Here is an 18,081-nt window from a genome sequence, read left to right as displayed (position 1 = left end):
CGCCGACACCCACACCGACGAAGGCTCCCAAGCCGTCGCCCACGCCCGCTCCGCGTCCCTCCGTGACGCCGGTGAGCTATCCGCGGTACCACGCCACGCCGCCCCGGCGGCCCCCGCGCGGCACCACGTCGCCCGTCGTCTACGTCCTGCTCATCACGGCGCCCGCGGTGGTCGCCGTCGCCGCACTGCGCCCGCGCTGATCCCTGGAGGCACCTCTTGCCGGAATGGCTTGTTCTCACCCTCGCGATGGCCGCCGCCTGCGCCGTGGTGGTCGTCATCACCCTCGTACGCCATCGCAGGGCCCCCGAGGACGAGGATCCCAACGACACCCCGGACGTCATCGAGTACATGACGATGTGGATCGGCGTGATCTACGCGATCGTCCTGGGGCTGGCCATCGCCGGCGTCTGGGAGGCGCGCAGTGCCGCGCAGGACCATGTCCAGGCGGAGGCCCAGGCGCTGCACGAGATCTCGGCACGGGTCCGGGTGTATCCGCCCGATGTCCGTGACCGTGTCCGGGCGGACGTCGACGCCTATGTCGGGTACGTCGTGACCACCGAGTGGAAAGCGATGGCGGACGACGGGAAGGTCACGAAGCGGGGCGCCGAACTGATGCAACGCGTCCGCCAGGACGTCACGGACTACCAGCCGAAGACGGACTTCGAGGCCCAGGCCTACCAGCCGCTCCTCGACCAGGTCGCCGCGGCGGACCAGGCACGCAACGCCCGCGCCGACTCCACCGGGGCCACCATGCCCGGCGTGGTGTGGTTCGGCCTGCTCAGCGGAGCCGCCATCACCATCGGCATGATCTTCGCCCTGCAGATCCGGCGTACGGCCCGCGAACTTGTCCTGGCCGGACTGTTCTCGGCGCTGATCGCCTTCCTGCTCTTCCTGATCTGGGACTTCGACTCACCCTACAGCCGCGGCATCACCGCTTCGGCAGAGCCGTTCCTGAACCTCTTCCCGCACGCGGGCGGCTGACGAGCCGTGCGATGGCGTGAGCAACCGCGACGGCGGTGGCCGCAGGGGCTCCGCCACGGTCGCTTCCGGGATCTTTGCCGGTCCCGCGGGGAGCCCACTTCGCCCCGGATCCTCCAAGGATCCGGGGCGAAGGCCTTTCGGCGCGCGCCCCGCTTCGAGGCGACCGGAATCAGACGCGCTTCCCGGCGCGGCGGCGCAGCCAGAACGCCCCGCCGCTGATGACGGCCGCGCCCACGAGTCCGCCGCCGATGGCCATGTCGGTCGGGGTCGCCCCGATGGAGATGCTGCCGCCCAGGCCGCCGCGGACTCCGCCGATAACGGTGAAGGCCCCCGGGCGGGTCAGGGTCCGGCCGTTGCAGTTGACCGTGATGTCGTAGCGGCCGGGGCGGGCATCATCGTTGATCGTCGCGGTGCCCCTGGATGTGTCGTTGGCGCCGAACGGCCGCAGCGAGGCGGTACGGAAGGCACGCGACGACATGGTGCCGCCGTTACCGCAACCGTCCACGGTGACGGTGAGTCGGCCGCCGGCGGCGATCACGCTGGGCTGGGCGACGATGTTCCTCGGTCCGAAGCCGTTGTTGTTACCGAACCCGTTGTTGCCGAAGCCGTTGTTGTTACCGAACCCGTTGTTGTTCCCGAACCCGTTGTTGTTACCAAAACCGTTCCCGTTGTGGTTGCCGGGACCCCCGTTGTTGTTCCCGAATCCGTTGTTGTTGCCGAAGCCGTTCCCGTTGTTGTTCCCTGGACCCCGCCCGTTGTTGTCGCCGAAGCCGTTGCTGTTCCCGAAGCCGTTCCCGTTGTTGTTCCCTGGACCCCGCCCGTTGTTGTCGCCGAAGCCGTTGTTGTTCCCGAAGCCGTTGTTGTTGTTGCCGGGACCGCGTCCGTTGTTGTTGCCGAAGCCGTTCCCGTTGTTGTTGCCGGGACCCCCGTTGTTGTTCCCGAACCCGTTGTTGTTACCGAAGCCGTTCCCGTTGTTGTTCCCTGGACCCCGCCCATTGTTGTCGCCGAAGCCGTTGTTGTTCCCGAACCCGTTGTTGTTCCCGAAGCCGTTGTTGTTCCCGAAGCCGTTGTTGTTGTTGCCGGGACCGCCCCCGTTGTTGCCGAAGCCACCCCCGTTGTTACCGAAGCCACCCCCGTTGTTACCGACGCCCCCACCCAAGTTGTTGCCCGGCCCGATTACGGCGACGCCCGGCCCGACCCCATTGACGCCTGGCCCGACCCCATTGACGCCCGGCCCGACCCCGTTGATGCCGACCAGGTCATTCGAAGTGCCGGTGCCGCCCCCGTTGCCCATCCCGTCCGCGACGGCCGCGGGGGCGGCGAACCCGAGGACGGCGACCACAGTGGCCGCGGCCGCCAGGGCACGTGAGTTTCGCATGTGATCCTCCGCGGAGACGCCCCGGGACCCGTCCCCGGTCGATCGGCGAGAAAACGTCTCCGATATGACCCTCAGATGCCGTGCACGCCACCGCATTTCGGGAGTGGTCCGTCCTGGTGAGCGGACACGCCGAGGGGACACCGCACAACCTGATATTGCCGCAGGTCACACACCGTCAGAAACTTGCTGTCCAGCATCGACCCGGATGGCGCACCCCGCGACACGGAGCCACCCGTTCGCGTCTGTCCCGTCGCCGGTTTCGCGTGAGGGACTTAGCGTTTACGTATGCGCGAATGACGCGGCGACGGCCGTGTCGAGAGGGGATGGCGAATGTCTGCGTACGAGCTGTACGTGGTGGCGGAAGAGGAGGAGCAGCGGCAGAAGAGGCGCGCCCCGTGGGGCGTGATAGCGCTTGTTCTGCTGACCGGTCTCGCGCTCATCCGGAATGGTTCGGGGGAGTTCGACGTCGGGCCGCCGCAGCCCGCGTCGGTGGCGGCCACGGACAGTCGCAGCAGCAGTAGCAGTAGCAGTAGCAGTAGCAGTAGCAGCACCTTCGGCCAGGTCCCGGCCCCGTTGCCGTACTCCGTTGCCGACCGGGTCAGGATCCCCGCGATCCAGGTCGACGCGCCCGTGACGCCGGTCGGCCTGGACACGGACGGCTGGGTCGACGCGCCGCCGCCGGAGGACCCGAATCTGGCCGGGTGGTTCACCGGCTCCGTCTCGCCGGGCGAAAAGGGAACCGCCGTGATCGTCGGTCACGTCGACAACGAACAGGGCCCCGCCGTGTTCTACGGACTCGGGGCCCTGAAGAAGGGAAATCGCGTCGAGGTCGCGCGCAGGGACGGAAAGACGGCGGTATTCGATATCTACGGCATCGAGGTCTTCGCGAAGAGCAATTTCCCGAGCGACCGCGTCTACGCCTCCAAGGGAACCCCCGAATTGCGGGTCATCACCTGCGGCGGCGGTTTCTCCAAGCAACACGGCTACGACGGCAACGTCGTGGTCTTCGCCCGCCTGGTCGAGGTCCGCTGAGCGTTCCCCGGCCGGGCGGGCGAAGACCCGTCAGACGTACTGCCGGCGCGGCACGGTGATGTGGTATCCGGAGTCCAGCAACTGCGGCAGGTACTCACGCAGCGCCCGTACGCTCTGGGAGCGATCGCCCCCGGCGTCGTGCGAGAGCACGACGACGCCGGGGGCGGCGCCGCTCTCCACCCGGTCGACGATGGTGCGGGTGCCGGGAGTGGTCCAGTCGAGGGAGTCGACCGTCCAGGCGAGGGGATCCATGCCGAGCTCGGCGCCGAGCTGGAAGGCGGCCCGGTTCCAGGCGCCGTAGGGGGCCCGGAACCACTGCGGGCGCTCGCCGTACGCGTCCTCGATGACGTCGCTGGTGCGCTCCATCTCGGAGCGGATCTGCGCGCGCCTGAGCTCGGTGAGCCGGGGGTGGGTCCAGGTGTGGTTGCCGACGACGTGCCCCTCGTCGGCCATCTGGGCGAGGAGGTCCTTGTTGTCGACGGCCATCTCCCCGCACACGAAGAACATGGCGCGTACGTCGTACTCGCGCAGGGTGCTCAGGATGCCCGGGGTGTAGCGGCGGTCGGGTCCGTCGTCGAAGGTCAGCACCATGGTGCGGCCGCGTCCGGAGACCCGCAGCAGCGGCTCGTGGCGTACCGGGGTCCGGCCGCGCGCGGCGCCCGGGGGGCCGTCTCCGGTCAGGGGCTGGAGGCGGTAGGCGAAGGGCTTCGACGGCAGGCGGTGCGCAGGGGCGCCCGCGGCGGGGGCCACGGACCTGGCCGGCTCGTCATCCGTGCCCAGTGCGAGCAGACCGGCGCTGCCGGCGGCGCCCAGAGCGGCGGCGCCGATGAGCAAAGCACTGCGCCTCGCGAGGAACTGATCCTTCTTCATGACTCATCAGTCGCCCAGCGGGGGCTCGGCGCACCGCAGCGACACCGGAGCGGCGGCAGGAATCCACCCGCCCGGCCCAGTGGCCACGTTCAGCGGCGGCGCACCAGGGGGAACAGCAGCGTCTCACGGATCGTCAGGCCGGTGAGGAACATGACCAGCCGGTCGACGCCGATGCCGAGTCCGCCGGTGGGCGGCATCGCGTACTCCAGGGCGTCGAGGAAGTCCTCGTCCAGCTCCATCGCCTCGGGGTCTCCCCCGGCGGCGAGCAGGGACTGCCGGGTCAGGCGGCGGCGCTGCTCGACGGGGTCGGTCAGTTCGGAGTAGGCGGTGCCGAGTTCGGTGCCGAAGGCGACGAGGTCCCAGCGTTCGGCGAGGCGCGGGTCGGTGCGGTGCTGCCGGGTGAGCGGGGAGACGTCGGTCGGGAAGTCCTTGTAGAAGGTGGGCAGCCGGGTCTTCTCCTCGACCAGCCGTTCGTACATCTCCAGGACGACGTCGCCACGGCCGTCATCGGCGGTGTACGGCACGCCCGCCCGGTCGCACAGCCGGTGCAGGTCCGGCAGGTCGGTGCCGGCGTCGATCTCCTCCCCCAGTGCCGCGGAGATGGCGCCGTAGACGGTCTTGACCGGCCAGCTCCCGGAGATGTCGTACTCCTCGCCGTCCTTGCGGGTGACAGGGCTGCCGAAGGCGGCGGTCGCGGCGCCCTGGATCAGCTCACGGGTGAGGTCGAGCATGTCGTCGTAGTCGGCGAAGGCCTGGTAGGCCTCCAGCATCGTGAACTCGGGGTTGTGCTTGTAGGAGACGCCCTCGTTGCGGAAGGTCCGGCCCATTTCGAAGACCTTTTCGAGGCCGCCGACGCACAGCCGTTTCAGGTACAGCTCGGGGGCGATGCGCAGGTACAGGTCGAGGTCGTAGGCGTTGATGTGGGTGGTGAAGGGGCGGGCGTTGGCACCGCCGTGGATCTGCTGGAGCATCGGGGTCTCGACCTCGAGGTAGCCGCGGTCGAGGAGGCCCTGGCGCAGTGCCTGCACGGCGGTGGAGCGGGCGCGGACGACATCGCGGGCGGCGGGGCTCGTCACCAGGTCGAGGTAGCGCATACGGACCTTGGCCTCGGGGTCGGCGAGACCGCGGTGCTTGTCGGGCAGGGGGCGCAGGCACTTGCCGGTGAGCTGCCAGGAGGTGACGAAGACGGTCGGCTCGCCCCGGTCGCTGACGCCCGCGCGGCCGGTGACGGTGATGTGGTCGCCGATGTCGGTGTCGGCGGTGAAGCGGTCCAGAGCGGGGCCGGACTCCGCGCGGGTGAGGGCCACTTGGCGGTCGCCGGACCAGTCCCGCAGCACGGCGAAGACGATGCCGCCGAAGTCGCGCACGAGCATGACGCGGCCGGCGACGGTGACCTGTCCGCCCCGGGGTACGTCGGCGAGCGTGTGGGTGCGGGGCGGGATGCCGACCGGGTAGGGGTCGGTGGCGTCGGCGCGCAGCCGGTCCAGCTTGCGGTGCCGGACGCGGACCTGCTCGGGCAGGCCCGCGTCCGGGCCGGCTGCCCCGGCCTCGTCCCCTCCGTAGAGGCCGAGCTCCGACAGCGACGGCAGCCCTTCGGTGGTCGCGGGCCGCCGCGCACCCTTCGGGTGCCCCTTTCCCCGGAGTCTGCGCAGCGAGGGTACGGAGACGAAGCCCTCGGCGATGGCGGAGGCGAGGCCGATACGGGCCAGGGAGGCGGCGTCGCCGTAGCAGAGGAAGCGCGGGTACCACGCGGGGTGGTACTTGGCGTTGGAGCGGTAGAGGGCCTCCAGCTGCCACCAGCGGGAGAAGAACAACAGCAGGCGGCGCCACGCGCGCAGCACGGGTCCGGCGCCGATGCGGGCGCCCTCCTCGAAGACCGACCGGAACACCGCGAAGTTGAGGGAGATGCGGCGCACGCCCAGTTTCGGGGCGGCGGCGCACAGTTCGGCGACCATGAACTCCATGACGCCGTTGGGGGCGGTGCGGTCCCGGCGCATCAGGTCCAGGGAGACCCCGTCCTTGCCCCAGGGCACGAACGAGAGCAGGGCGAGGAGCCGGCCGTCCGCACTCAGCGCCTCCACGAGGAGGCAGTCGCCGTCGGCGGGGTCGCCGAGGCGGTCCAGGGCCATGGAGAAGCCGCGTTCGGTCTCGGTGTCGCGCCAGGTGTCGGCCTTGTCGACGATCTCCTCCAGCTCCGCCTCGGTGAGGGTGGAGTGGCGGCGGATGCGGCAGTGGGCGCCGGTGCGCCGGACGCGGTGGGCGGCCTGGCGGGTGACGCGCATGTCGCGGCCGTCGAGGTCGAAGCCGGCGGGGTGCACGATGGCCTCGTCGCCCAGTTGGAGGGCGCCGAGGCCGGCGCGCGCGTAGGCCCTGGCGCCGTCCTCGGAGGCGCCCATGACGGCGGGCGCCCAGGCGTGGTGGCGGGCCATGTCGAGCCAGGCGGCGACGGCGTGCGGCCAGGCCTCCCGGTCGCCCACGGGGTCGCCGCCGGCGAGGCAGACGCCGGCCTCGACGCGGTAGCTGACGGCGGCCTTGCCGCTGGGCGAGAAGACGACGGCCTTGTCGCGGCGGGTGGCGAAGTAGCCGAGGGAGTCCTGGTCGCCGTAGCGCGCCAGCAGGGTGCGGATGCGGAGTTCCTCGTCGTCGTGCAGGGCGGCTTCGAGGCGCTGGGAGCGGAACAGTGTGGCGGCGGCGTTGAGCAGGGCGAGGGCGCCGAACAGGCCGAGCACGAAGAACAGTGCGCGGGGCGGACGGCCGTCGAAGGAGCGGGCCGAGACCAGGCCGCCGAGGACCCGTGCGGCCGCCCAGGCCAGGTGCTGTCCCTCCGGCAGTGTGCCGGGGAACAGCGAGACCAGGCCCCAGCCGGCCAGGATCGCCACGGCGAGCCCGGCGATCAGCACGACGAGCGCCCGCCGTACGGCGGCGCGGCGGGAGGCGGCGTAGAACTCCTTGCGGGCCACGACCAGCAGGACCAGGGCCAGGCCGCACACGACGAGGGAGGGGACGGACTCGGCGTACAGGCCGTCGGCCGCGCCGAGCGCGTCGGTCAGGACCAGCAGGCCCAGATAGACCACGACCAGCCACCAGGCGACTTTCTTCCGGGCGGCGGTCGCGGCGGCCAGCAGGAACAGGAAGACGGCGTAGGCGAGGTTGGCGCTGACGGGGACGGTGAGCAGGTCGAGGAAGCGGACGACCGGACGCAGCAGGGCGCGCAGCGGCGGGATCAGGTCCAGCAGCACGCAGAGCAGGCCCAGGGCGCCGAAGAAGGTCGCGAAGGCCTCGGGCACCCGGCTGAGGAACCCGCCGCTGGGCGGCCGTATCGCGCCCGGGGTGTCCTTGGCCGTGGTGGCCTCCACGGTGGGACTCATGTTCCGACTGTAGGAACACCTCTGCGGACCCGCCCGTCGAGAGGTCCGACCGGTGACCGGAGCCTTTGCCTCCGATAGCCTCGGGACGTGACGGAACAGCGCGCTTCCCAGTTCGAACGGGGCACGGACGGACCCAAGGTCATCGTGGTCGGGATGGATGGCTCCGACTCCTCGCTCCGGGCTGCGGCATATGCCGGTGGCCTTGCCCGGCGGCAGCACGCGCTGCTCGCCGTGGTGTACGTGCAGCCGGTGATGGCGGCGGGCGCCGCCCTGGGGGTGCCGGTGGCCGAGACGACCGACGAGATCGCCGAGGACCTGGTCGGGCACATCCGGGAGGCCGCCGAGCGGGTCAAGGGGATATTCGACCTGCGCTGGGAGTTCCACACCTTCCGCGGTGACCCCTACAACGGTCTGGTGAAGGCGGCGGACGAGCTCAAGGCGGACGCCGTGGTGGTGGGCGCCTCCGAGCAGGCCGGCCACCGGATCATCGGGTCAGTCGCGATCCGGCTGGTGAAAGCGGGGCGGTGGCCGGTCACGGTGGTGCCGTAGGAACCGGAGGAGAGTCCCCGGGGTCCGTGCGTGGCGCCTTCCGTCCCCCGGATCGCTGAGCCATCATGATCCGCCGTCAGCCGTTTGCGGATCGTGAAGAGGTGAAGCGCATGGCCGGGCTCCGGGCGGGCGAGGGCATTCTCCGCCGCAAACCGATCGAACACATCGAAGAGACCGAGGTCGGCGAGGGCCCACGGCTGGACCGGACGCTGGGCCTGGGGCAGCTGACCGCCATCGGCGTCGGCGGAATCATCGGCGCGGGCATCTTCACGCTCGCGGGGACGGTGGCCAACGAAACGGCGGGCCCGGCGGTCCTCGTCTCGTTTCTGATCGCCGGCGTCGCGAGCGCCGCCGCCGCGCTGTCGTACGCCGAGTTCGCCGGGCTCATCCCCAAGGCGGGCTCCGCCTACACGTACGGCTACGCGGTGCTGGGCGAGTTCGCCGGCTGGTTCATCGGCTGGGACCTGCTGCTGGAGTACACGGCGATCGTGGCGGTGGTCGCGATCGGCATCTCCGGCTACTTCGGCTTCCTGATCGGCGAGCTGGGCGCGAACCTGCCGCACTGGATGCTGGGGGCGCCGGGGACCGGCGACGGGCACCGCGTCGATCTGTTCGCCGCGTTGCTGTGCCTGCTCATCGCGTATCTGCTCACCCTCGGCATCCGCAACGCGGCCCGCTTCGAGACGGCGGTCGTGGTGCTCAAGGTGCTGGTCGTGCTGGTGGTGATCGGGGTGGGCGTCTTCCACATCGACACCTCGAACTACACCCCCTTCTTCCCGTTCGGGATCAGCGGGGCCTTCACCGGCGCGGCCACCGTGTTCTTCGCGGTCTTCGGCTACGACGCCATGTCAACGGCGGCCGAGGAGTCGAAGGACGCACAGCGACACATGCCGAAGGCGATCATCTACTCGCTGGCGATCTCGATGGTCCTGTACGTCGCCGCCTGCCTGGTGCTGACGGGCATGCAGAACTACAAGGACATCGACCCGGAGAGCGGCTTCTCCACGGCGTTCAAGTCGGTCGGGCTGAGCGGTCTCGCGGACGTGATCGCGGTGGGCGCGATCATCGGCATCCTGACCGTGATGTTCACGTTCATGCTGGGCGTGACCCGGGTGTGGTTCTCGATGTCCCGGGACGGGCTGCTGCCCAAGTGGTTCGCGAAGACGCACCCCACGCGGCACGTGCCGACGCGCGTGACGTGGATCGTCGGGGCGGCGTCGGCCGCCATCGCCGGGTTCCTGCCGATCGGGGAGGCGGCCGAGCTGACCAACATCGGCATCCTGCTGGCGTTCGTGGTGGTGTGCACGGCGGTGATCGTGCTGCGCTACCAGCAGCCGGAGCTGCCGCGCACCTTCCGCACGCCGTGGATGCCGTTCGTGCCCGCGCTGGGTGTCGTCTTCTCGATCTGGCTCATCACCTTCCTGCGGTGGCAGACCTGGGTGCGGTTCGCCGTGTGGTTCCTGATCGGATCGGCGATCTACTTCGGGTACTCGTACAAGCGATCGGCGCTGGCGGGGCGTTAGCGGACACGGTGCACGTCCGCGTGGACGGGCCGGCACTACTGCCCCATCACCAGCCCGTCCTTCGCCGCGCCCCGGCTGAGCACCACGTCCCGGATCCGGTCACGCACGCCCTCGACGTCGGCGCCCTGGGTGAGTGCCTGGTTGAGGTTGACCACGCGGCCGGAGTCGATGTCGAACAGTTGCGGAACGAACTCGGCCCTGGTCACCTCCCAGCGCCCGCCGGGCCGGGTCGGCGGGGTGAAGGTGAAGCGGCCGAGGGTGGACTGGTTGCCGCGCACGTCCCGGGCGCCCTTGTGGTCGAACATCTCACCGGCGATCTGGTCGCCCATCCCGTAGATCACCCAGGTGCCGTTGATCTTCTCGTACGCCTGCGGGACATGGGCGTGGGTGCCGAGGACGAGGTCGATGTCGGGGCGGCCGTCGGTGCGGGAGGCGGTGAGCCCCTGGGCGAGAGTCTGCTGCTGTGCGTCCGGCGCGTCCTGCCACTCGGTGCCCCAGTGCACGGAGACGACGACCACGTCGGCACCCGCCTGCCGGGCGGCCCGGGCATCGGCGAGCATCCGGTTCTGGTCGATCAGGTCGACGGCCCAGGGCTGGCCGGCCGGGAGCGGGTTGTCGTTGGTGCCGAACGTGTATGCGAGATGGGCGACCTTCGCGGAGCCCGCGCGCAGGATCGTGACAGTGCGCGACTCCGCCTCGGTACGGGCCGTTCCGGCGTGCCGTACGCCGACGCCGTCGAGCGCGTCCAGGGTGCGCCGGATGCCGGGGGCGCCGTCGTCAAGGCTGTGGTTGGAGGCGGTGGAGCAGCCGTCGTAGCCGGTGGCGGCGAGGGCCTGGGCGACTTCGGGCGGGGACTTGAAGTCGGGGTAGCCGGTGTAGTCGCCGTCGGCGCCGTACACGGTCTCCATGTGACACAGCGCCAGATCCGCGCGGGAGACGACGGTTTCGATGCCGGCGAACATCGGCCGGAAGTCGTAACCCGTGCCGCCTGCGTCGAAGTGCGCCCGGTCGATGATCGAGGTGTGCGGGAGCACGTCGCCGGAGGCGACGAGGGTGAAGGCGCGGGCGGCGGCCCCGGACGGGGCCGGCCGTCCGGGCCGGTCGGGCGGTTGGCGTTCGTGGGCCTGGCAGGCGGCGGCCGCGGCTAGGACGGCCGTCAGGGCCAGGGCCAGCTGTCGTCTGCGTGCGATCATCACTCACCCCGTCGTGGTCGTATTTACGCACAAATAGGTATGAGCTTGACCGCCGCCGCAAACGACCTCGGCACTCCTATTAACCCATTGGGCGTGCGCGGGCGGGGCGGGCGGACCGTTCGTCGAACCGTTCGTCGACGCGATCGACCGTCCGCCGCAGATCCGTGTGCGCGCCCTGTCCCCGGGCGGCACCCTGCGCTCCCATACGGCCATGACGGCCGGAACCACCCTCATGAAGTCGACGACCGCCGAACACGAGCTCGTCGCGCTGCAGCGCGAGCACGGCCGGCCGCTCTTCGCGCTGCTGCTGAGGCTCTGCGACGGCGACCGGCAACGCGCCGAGGACCTCGTGCAGGAGACGCTGGTGCGCGCCTGGCAGCATCCCGAGGCCCTGCGCGCCGACGATTTCGACTCCGTACGGCCGTGGCTGCTGACCGTGGGGCGGCGGCTCGCGATCGACGCGCGGCGGGCCCGGCAGGCGCGTCCGGCGGAGGTCGGGGACGCGGTTCTGGAGCACGCGCCGGTCTGTGCCGATCACGCCGAACGGTCGGCGGCCACGCTCGATGTGCGCGAGGCTGTGAAGACACTCACTCCGGAGCACCGTGAAGTCCTGGTGCTGGTGTATTTCCAAGGGGCGAGTGTGGCGGAAGCCGCGGAAGCCCTGGGCATCCCGCCGGGTACGGTGAAGTCCCGCGCATACTACGCACTGCGCGCCCTGCGCAGGGTACTTCCGGGGTATGCGGCCGACCTGCGCTGAAACCAATGGGAAAGTCAAACCTCCGTAAAGCGCCTTGCTGAGGACCCCGGTTGAGTAATCGGCTGTCCTCATCCGTGTTCCGGACCGGGGGCCCGGGTTCGGGCGACGAGCACGCACCGGAGGAAGGCAGGAAGGGATGCTGCACAGAGGTCACCAGAACACGGACGGCACCGACGGCGGTGAACTGACCGTCCCCATGGCGTGGTTGTACGCCGAGTACATCGCCGACGAGCTGCTGCGGACCGGCGACCTGATGCCGCCGGCGTCCTTCGAGTTCCGGGCCGGGCGGGACGCCCTGGCGCTCACCATCTTCCTGTCCGACACCGACGGCGAGCTCTCCGGCATCCGGGTCGTCACGCAGCTGGAGACCTGGCTGTCGCTGACGGCGTACGACCAGCCGTGGCAGGACTGGGTGGGCGAGCGGCTGGCCCAGCTGGCCGCCGATGCGGCCGAGTCGACGGGGCCGGCGCCGGACCTGGACCTGGCGGAGTCGGCCTGGCGCTGGCTGCAGGAGACGGAGCTGCTCGCGCCCGATCTGAACGCGGTGCCGGGCGGCGGTCCGCCGGTCGGCGAGGACGACGGACCGAAGGTGTGGACGCCTGCGTGGCAGCTCGGGCTGCCGCTCGGACATCTCGCCATCCATCTTTTTTAGAATCGGACCAATCCGCAGGCCCGACCGCTACGAACTCGTTGGTTGCGATTCTGTGCGGGGCTTGAGTGATTCGGCTGTCGGGTGCGTACCGGTGGGAGCAAGCAGTAACCCCACCAACACCCAACGGCACGAGGATTCTGCATGAGGTCCCTGGAAAGGCATCGCGACGTCGGCGCGTACGCGCTCGGCCTCCTGGACGAAGTGGAGGCCTTCCGCTTCGAGGACCACCTCATGGAGTGCCCTCGGTGCGCCGCGCAGGTCACCGAATTCGGCCCCACGGCACGGCAGTTGCTGCTGTACCGGCGGGCGACACCACGCTCCGTGCACCCCATGGCCGGTCCCGGCCCGCAGCTGCTGGACAAGCTGCTCGGCGAGGTCGCGGCCCGGCACCGGGCCCAGCGCCGGCGGCTTGTGTTCGCCCTGGCCGCCTCGGTGGCGGTCGCACTGGCCGGGACCGTGCTGTCGACCATGGCGGGCGGCGACGACGACGGGGCCGTGCGGGTCGCGGCGACCGACGAGCGGTCGGGGGTCTGGGCACAGGTCACGACCCAGGACGAGTACTACGGCAGCGACGTGGAGCTCCAGGTCAAGGACGGGGCGGGCCCCCGTTCCTGCCGCCTGATCGCCGTCGGCACCGACGGCTCGGAACAGACGCTGGCCGGCTGGATGGTGCCGAACCACGACGCCCGCCCCCTCACGATGCACGGCGGCTCGACCTTCCACCCCGACCAGGTGGCCCGGTACGAGGTCCGCACGGCCGAGGGGGAACATCTGGTGACCCTCACGCCACACTGAGCCGCGGCTACTTCAGCAGCCGCGACAGCCTCCGGTCCGCCAGTGGTTTGCCGCCCGTCTGGCAGGTGGGGCAGTACTGGAGCGAGGAGTCGCTGAAGGAGACCTCGCGGATGATGTCGCCGCAGACCGGGCAGGGCTCGCCGGTGCGGCCGTGGACGCGCAGGCCGGTCTTCTTCTCGGCCTTCAGGCGGCCTGCGGCCACGCCCCGGGAACGCTCGACGGCCTCCGTCAACGTGCTGCGCAGGGCCTCGTGGAGGCCGCGGACCTCCTCCGGAGTGAGGGAGGCGGCCAGCTTGAACGGGGACATTCTCGCCGCGTGCAGGATCTCGTCGCTGTAGGCGTTGCCCACGCCGGCGATCAGGCTCTGGTCGCGCAGGGCGCCCTTGATCTGGCGCCGCTCCCCCGCGAGCAGGGTCGCGAGGCGGGTCTCGTCGAAGTCGTCGGCGAGCGGGTCCGGGCCGAGCCGGGCCACCCCCGGGACCTCCCGCGGATCCCGTACGACGTACACGGCGAGCCGCTTCTGCGTCCCCGCCTCCGTCAGGTCGAAGCCCGCGCCGGTCTCCAGGGCCACGCGCAGGGCGAGCGGGCCCTTGCCGGGGCGGGGCGGGCCGTCCGGAAGGCGGTCCTTCCAGTGAAGCCAGCCCGCGCGGGCCAGGTGGGTCACGAGGTGGAGTCCGTCGTCCGTCCCGAGGTCGAGGAACTTGCCGTGCCGGCGCACGGCGGTGACCTCATGGCCCTCGACAGCGGTGACCGGAGGGTCGTACGTCTTGAGGACACTGATCGCGACGGGCAGCACCCGTACGATCTCGTGGCCGACCAGGTGCTCGGTGAGGAAGTCCTTGAGCGCTTCCACCTCGGGGAGTTCCGGCATACGTCCAGAGTGCCATCGTCAGGCGGCTGTGGTCAGATCCGCTCCGGCACCACGAACTCGCACCACACGCACTTCCCGCCGCCCCGCGCCTCGACACCCCACACGTCGGTGAGCAGGTCCACCAGGAGCAGGCCCCGGCCGGAGACGCCGGACTCCCCCGCCTCGCGGCGGCGCGGCAGGGCGCTGGAGGAGTCCTCGACCTCGACCCGCAGCCGGCGGCCGGAGCCGGTCAGGACCCGCAGGGTGACGATCGCGGCTCCCTCGGTGTGCATGAGGGCGTTGGTGATCAGTTCGTCGGCGACCAGTTCGACCTCGTCGGCGCGCTCGCGTGCGCCCCAGGAGCGGACCGCGGCGCGGATCAGGTGGCGGGCGTGGGTGAGCGCCTCGGGGTCGCCGGGGGCCACGTGCTGCTGGAGGCGGCCGCCGGTCCGCGGGGAGTCCAGGCCACGGCGGCGCAGCAGGAGCAGGGCCACGTCGTCGTCGCCGCCGCGTTCGTCGGCCACCTCGATGAGCCGGTCGGCGAGGTCGCGTACGTCGTCGGGGCCGCCGGCGATGAGCGCGGTGAGGTTCTTCATGCCGTCGTCGAGGTCGGCGCCGGGCTCTTCGACCAGGCCGTCGGTGCACAGCAGCAGGGTGTGGTCGGGGTCCAGCTCGATGGTGCCGACCGGGTACTCCAGGGTGCCGAACTCCGCGGACAGGCCGAGCGGCAGCCCGCCCGGGACGGCGACGCGGCGGCAGGTGCCGTCGGGCGCCCGCAGCAGCGGGTCGATGTGGCCGGCCCGGACCACCTGGAGCACGCCGGTGGACAGGTCGGCCTCCGCGTACAGGCAGGTGGCGAAGCGGTCGGTGTCCAGTTCGTGCAGGAAGACGGAGGCGCGGGCCATCACGGTGGCCGGGGTGTGGCCCTCGGCGGCGTAGGCGCGCAGCACGATCCGCAGCTGTCCCATCACGGCGGCCGCGTGCGTGTCGTGGCCCTGGACGTCGCCGATGACGGCGCCGACCCGGCCGCCGGGCAGCGGGATCAGGTCGTACCAGTCGCCGCCGATGTCCCGGCCGAGGGAGCCGCCGATGGTGGCCGCCCGGTAGCGGACCGCGACATCGGCGCCGGGCACGCTGGGGATGGTGCGCGGCAGCATGGCCTGTTGCAGGCCCTGGGCGATGTCCTTCTCCTGCTCGTAGAACATGGCCCGTTGCAGGCTCTGCGCGATGCTGCTGCCGAGGGCGACGAGGATGTTGCGTTCCTCGGGGGTGAAGCCGCGGCGGTCGCTGTAGAGCAGACCCATGGCGCCTATCGGGCGGGCCTGGACGATCAGCGGCAGATACGCGGCCGAGGTGATCTTCAGGTCGGTGAGGCCCGGCCACAGGATCGGATAACCGGCGGCGAACTCGTCCGGCGACTCGATGAACCGGGGGCTGAGGGTGCGCACGACCTCGCTCATCGGGTACGGCTCGTCGATGCGGGTGACCAGGGTGCCGGGCACGAAGCTGCCCTCGGGCCCCTCGGCGACCAGGCGGATGCGGCCGGCCTCGACGAGGCCCATGACCAGGCTGGTCGCTCCGAGGTGGCTGAGACCGTGGGTGTCCTTGAGTACGTCGATGACGTCCCGCACGGTGCGGGCGTGCGCGAGGGCGGCCGTGGTGAGCTGCACGACGTTGGTCTGTTCGCGGCGGGCGTTGTCCAGGGCGGCCTCGTCGCGGCGCTCGGCGAGATCGCTGAGCTCCTGGGTGGCGTCGCGGACGATGCCCACGATCCGGCGCGGGCGGCCGGTCTCGTCGCGCCGGATGTAGCCCTGGGTGTGGTTCCAGCGCACGGTGCCGTCGCGGCAGCGCAGGCGGAAGTAGGCGCCGTAGTTCTCGCTGCCGTCCTTGATGGCCTGGGCGACCAGGGTGTCCAGGCGCCGGCCCTCGGTCGGCGGGATCCGCATGGCGAGGGTCTCCGGGTGGCCGTCGTATTCGTCGGGGCGCACGTCGAAGATCTCGTGGGCGAGGGCGTCCATGTGGAACAGGCCGGTGTCCAGGTCCCAGTCGAAGCTGCCCATGCGGTTGAGCGCCAGAATGGGATCCGGGTGGGCGGGCCAGTCGTCCGGGAGTGACAGGGCGCTCGCTCCCCGATCAACCATGGAGCCACCTTGCCAGGATTTGCCTGATTCTTCGACCGCTCAGCGCGACTGGGGACCGGATCAATCCACGAAGAGGTCGGTCGGGCTGTCGAAGATGCTTCCGATGGTCTCGGAACCATCGGTCCTGTCAGTCTCGTCCGTGTCGTCGGGTATGAGCCCGCCGCCGTCGGGCAGGTCCGGGATCTCCGGCACGAGGTCGGGGCCGATCTCGTCGGACAAGAACTCCCCGATCTCGTCGGACAGCGACTCCAGGTCGTCCGCCATCGGCTCCTCGGTGGCCGTGGTGCCGTTGAGGCTGGTGGTGTCCGTGTTGGACTTGCCCGGGTGGGCACTGTGATCGAGGGTGATCCCGGTGATCAACTGGGGTGCCGTCGTATGCGCCGGTTCCTCGCCCCCGCCGCATCCGGCGACGAGGAGCGCCGCCGTGAGCGCGCACGCCGTGACGATGATTCTGGTGGATGTCCGCACGATGACCATTGTCTGCGGCCCTCACCTCGGTTACGCAACCGGAGGCAGGAAACACGCAGAGTGAGCGGCGGCAGAATGGAGGAGAGGAGCGCACGGCCGTGGACTGGTTCACCGCATCCGAGTACTGGCTCAGCCGGCTGGTCTTCCAGCGGGCTCTGGCCGCCGTCTACCTCGTCGCGTTCCTGACGGCGGCCCTGCAGTTCCGCGCGCTGATGGGCGAGCGCGGGATGCTGCCGGTGCCCCGCTTCGTCGCACGGGTGCCGTTCCGGCAGGCGCCCAGCCTGTTCCATCTGCACTACTCCGACCGCTTCTTCGCGGCCTGCGCCTGGTCCGGCTGCGCGGTCTCGGCGGCGCTGATCGCGGGGCTGGACTCCCTGCTGCCCCTGTGGGGCGGGATGCTGCTGTGGCTGGTGCCCTGGGCGCTGTACCTGTCGATCGTCAACGTCGGCCAGACCTGGTACGGGTTCGGCTGGGAGTCCCTGCTGCTGGAGGTGGGCTTCCTCGCCGTGTTCCTGGGCAACGACGAGGTGGCCCCGCCCGTGCTCGTGCTGTTCCTGCTGCGCTGGATCCTGTTCCGGGTGGAGTTCGGCGCGGGCCTGATCAAGATGCGCGGCGACGCGTGCTGGCGGAAGCTGACCTGCCTGTACCACCACCACGAGACGCAGCCGATGCCCGGCCCGCTGAGCTGGTTCTTCCACCACCTCCCCAAGCCGCTGCACCGGGCGGAGGTGGCCGCCAACCACGTCACCCAACTGATCGTTCCCTTCCTGCTGTTCACCCCGCAGCCCGTCGCCACCGCCGCCGCGTCCCTGATGATCGTCACTCAGCTGTGGCTGGTGCTGTCGGGCAACTTCTCCTGGCTGAACTGGATCACCATCGTGCTGGCCCTGTCCGCGCTCCGGATCCCCGGCTCCCCGCCGTCCGTGCCCGCGACCCCGCTCTGGTACGAGGTCGTGGTCCTCGCCGTCGTCGCGTTGATCCTGTTCCTGAGCTACCACCCGGTGGTGAACATGATCTCCCGCAGCCAGATCATGAACCGCTCCTTCGACCCGCTCCACCTGGTGAACACCTACGGCGCGTTCGGCAGCGTCAGCCGCATCAGGTACGAGGTCGTGGTCGAGGGCACGCTCGACGCCGTACCGTACGAGGACTCGGACTGGCGGGAGTACGAGTTCAAGGGAAAGCCGGGTGATCCACGGCACTGGCCGCGCCAGTACGCTCCGTACCACCTGCGGCTGGACTGGCTGATGTGGTTCGCCGCGCTGTCGCCCGCGTACGCCGGCTCGTGGTTCGGCGCCCTGGTGGAGCGGCTCCTGGAGAACGACCGCGACACGCTGAAGCTGCTCCGCCGCTCTCCGTTCGCACCCGACGAGCCCCCGCGCTACGTCCGCGCCCGCCTCTTCCGCTACCGCTACACGACCTGGCGCGAGCTGCGGGAGACGGGCGCGTGCTGGAAGCGGACGTACGTGCGGGAGTACCTGCCGCCGACGCGGCTCGCGGGAGTCGCTCAGCGGTCGTGAGGGG

15 protein-coding genes and 1 pseudogene are annotated in these 18,081 nt (G+C 70.6%); 9 read left to right on the top strand and 7 right to left on the bottom strand.

All coding sequences use genetic code 11. From position 1 onward, the window contains the following. The first annotated feature begins 71 nt into the window (after nt 1-71). Nucleotides 72-200: a hypothetical protein gene (locus tag ABT114_RS01665; protein WP_351137396.1), complete on the top strand. Its 129-nt coding sequence runs from the start codon at nt 72-74 to the stop codon at nt 198-200. Nucleotides 201-216: 16 nt separating this feature from the next. Then, entirely contained in the window at nt 217-981 is a 765-nt protein-coding gene (locus ABT114_RS01660; protein WP_351137394.1) for a bestrophin-like domain, read from the top strand. A gap of 169 nt (nt 982-1,150) precedes the next feature. Here ABT114_RS01660 and ABT114_RS01655 read toward each other — a convergent pair. Then, nucleotides 1,151-1,546, bottom strand: a pseudogene (locus ABT114_RS01655) (hypothetical protein); the annotation flags it as partial. A gap of 1,143 nt (nt 1,547-2,689) precedes the next feature. On the opposite strand from ABT114_RS01655, the gene ABT114_RS01650 reads away from it, so the two are divergent. Then, nucleotides 2,690-3,391: a class F sortase gene (locus ABT114_RS01650; protein ID WP_351137392.1), complete on the top strand. Its 702-nt coding sequence runs from the start codon at nt 2,690-2,692 to the stop codon at nt 3,389-3,391. 30 nt (nt 3,392-3,421) lie between these two features. On the opposite strand, the gene ABT114_RS01645 is transcribed toward ABT114_RS01650, so the two are convergent. Together ABT114_RS01645 and lysX are read right to left on the bottom strand one after the other, a co-directional pair. Then, nucleotides 3,422-4,261: a polysaccharide deacetylase family protein gene (locus tag ABT114_RS01645; protein ID WP_351137391.1), complete on the bottom strand. Its 840-nt coding sequence runs from the start codon at nt 4,259-4,261 to the stop codon at nt 3,422-3,424. Nucleotides 4,262-4,350: 89 nt separating this feature from the next. Continuing rightward, on the bottom strand, nt 4,351-7,629 hold the full coding sequence (lysX, locus tag ABT114_RS01640; protein WP_351137389.1) for a bifunctional lysylphosphatidylglycerol synthetase/lysine--tRNA ligase LysX: 3,279 nt from the start codon (nt 7,627-7,629) through the stop codon (nt 4,351-4,353). A gap of 87 nt (nt 7,630-7,716) precedes the next feature. Between lysX and ABT114_RS01635 the strand changes: the two genes are divergently transcribed. Continuing rightward, a complete protein-coding gene (locus tag ABT114_RS01635) occupies nt 7,717-8,178 on the top strand; it encodes a universal stress protein (RefSeq protein WP_351137387.1) in 462 nt (153 codons plus the stop codon). Nucleotides 8,179-8,288: 110 nt separating this feature from the next. Then, nucleotides 8,289-9,701 (top strand): amino acid permease, encoded by a 1,413-nt coding sequence (locus ABT114_RS01630; protein WP_351137384.1) that lies wholly within the window; start codon nt 8,289-8,291, stop codon nt 9,699-9,701. 35 nt (nt 9,702-9,736) lie between these two features. On the opposite strand, the gene ABT114_RS01625 is transcribed toward ABT114_RS01630, so the two are convergent. After that, a complete protein-coding gene (locus ABT114_RS01625; protein WP_351137382.1) occupies nt 9,737-10,894 on the bottom strand; it encodes a CapA family protein in 1,158 nt (385 codons plus the stop codon). A gap of 211 nt (nt 10,895-11,105) precedes the next feature. Between ABT114_RS01625 and ABT114_RS01620 the strand changes: the two genes are divergently transcribed. The 3 genes from ABT114_RS01620 to ABT114_RS01610 all read left to right on the top strand — a co-directional run bounded on the left by ABT114_RS01620 (nt 11,106) and on the right by ABT114_RS01610 (nt 13,098). Beyond that, nucleotides 11,106-11,651, top strand: coding sequence for a sigma-70 family RNA polymerase sigma factor (locus ABT114_RS01620; RefSeq protein WP_351137380.1), 546 nt, complete (start codon nt 11,106-11,108; stop codon nt 11,649-11,651). A gap of 136 nt (nt 11,652-11,787) precedes the next feature. Further along, complete coding sequence (locus ABT114_RS01615) at nt 11,788-12,303, top strand: hypothetical protein (RefSeq protein ID WP_351137378.1); 516 nt, start codon at nt 11,788-11,790, stop codon at nt 12,301-12,303. Nucleotides 12,304-12,444: 141 nt separating this feature from the next. Beyond that, a complete protein-coding gene (locus tag ABT114_RS01610; protein ID WP_351137376.1) occupies nt 12,445-13,098 on the top strand; it encodes a zf-HC2 domain-containing protein in 654 nt (217 codons plus the stop codon). A 7-nt stretch (nt 13,099-13,105) separates the two neighbouring features. Here the strand turns inward: ABT114_RS01610 and ABT114_RS01605 are convergent, their stop codons facing one another. From ABT114_RS01605 to ABT114_RS01595, 3 genes are read right to left on the bottom strand one after another with little or no spacing between them, the layout of a single operon-like run. After that, entirely contained in the window at nt 13,106-13,969 is an 864-nt protein-coding gene (locus ABT114_RS01605) for an Fpg/Nei family DNA glycosylase (protein ID WP_351137374.1), read from the bottom strand. A gap of 32 nt (nt 13,970-14,001) precedes the next feature. After that, on the bottom strand, nt 14,002-16,089 hold the full coding sequence (locus ABT114_RS01600) for a SpoIIE family protein phosphatase (protein WP_351137372.1): 2,088 nt from the start codon (nt 16,087-16,089) through the stop codon (nt 14,002-14,004). 60 nt (nt 16,090-16,149) lie between these two features. Continuing rightward, entirely contained in the window at nt 16,150-16,557 is a 408-nt protein-coding gene (locus ABT114_RS01595; RefSeq protein ID WP_351137370.1) for a hypothetical protein, read from the bottom strand. Nucleotides 16,558-16,655: 98 nt separating this feature from the next. Between ABT114_RS01595 and ABT114_RS01590 the strand changes: the two genes are divergently transcribed. Beyond that, a complete protein-coding gene (locus ABT114_RS01590) occupies nt 16,656-18,077 on the top strand; it encodes a lipase maturation factor family protein (RefSeq protein ID WP_351137368.1) in 1,422 nt (473 codons plus the stop codon). The last annotated feature ends 4 nt before the right edge of the window (nt 18,078-18,081 follow it).

It is taken from the genome of Streptomyces sp. NPDC002088 (genome assembly GCF_040296605.1).
GTDB lineage: Bacteria > Actinomycetota > Actinomycetes > Streptomycetales > Streptomycetaceae > Streptomyces.
The sequence above is the reverse complement of the archived record's forward strand: the minus strand, read 5'-3'. Positions and strand labels throughout refer to the sequence as shown.

Bases quoted from the DNA above. Each gene is read 5' to 3' on its own strand.
- ABT114_RS01600 (WP_351137372.1), bottom strand. From the start codon at position 16,089: ATGGTTGATCGGGGAGCGAGCGCCCTGTCACTCCCGGACGACTGGCCC.
- ABT114_RS01605 (WP_351137374.1), bottom strand. From the start codon at position 13,969: ATGCCGGAACTCCCCGAGGTGGAAGCGCTCAAGGACTTCCTCACCGAG.
- ABT114_RS01650 (WP_351137392.1), top strand. From the start codon at position 2,690: ATGTCTGCGTACGAGCTGTACGTGGTGGCGGAAGAGGAGGAGCAGCGG.
- ABT114_RS01615 (WP_351137378.1), top strand. From the start codon at position 11,788: ATGCTGCACAGAGGTCACCAGAACACGGACGGCACCGACGGCGGTGAA.
- ABT114_RS01645 (WP_351137391.1), bottom strand. From the start codon at position 4,261: ATGAAGAAGGATCAGTTCCTCGCGAGGCGCAGTGCTTTGCTCATCGGC.
- ABT114_RS01625 (WP_351137382.1), bottom strand. From the start codon at position 10,894: ATGATCGCACGCAGACGACAGCTGGCCCTGGCCCTGACGGCCGTCCTA.
- ABT114_RS01630 (WP_351137384.1), top strand. From the start codon at position 8,289: ATGGCCGGGCTCCGGGCGGGCGAGGGCATTCTCCGCCGCAAACCGATC.
- ABT114_RS01610 (WP_351137376.1), top strand. From the start codon at position 12,445: ATGAGGTCCCTGGAAAGGCATCGCGACGTCGGCGCGTACGCGCTCGGC.
- lysX (WP_351137389.1), bottom strand. From the start codon at position 7,629: ATGAGTCCCACCGTGGAGGCCACCACGGCCAAGGACACCCCGGGCGCG.
- ABT114_RS01620 (WP_351137380.1), top strand. From the start codon at position 11,106: ATGACGGCCGGAACCACCCTCATGAAGTCGACGACCGCCGAACACGAG.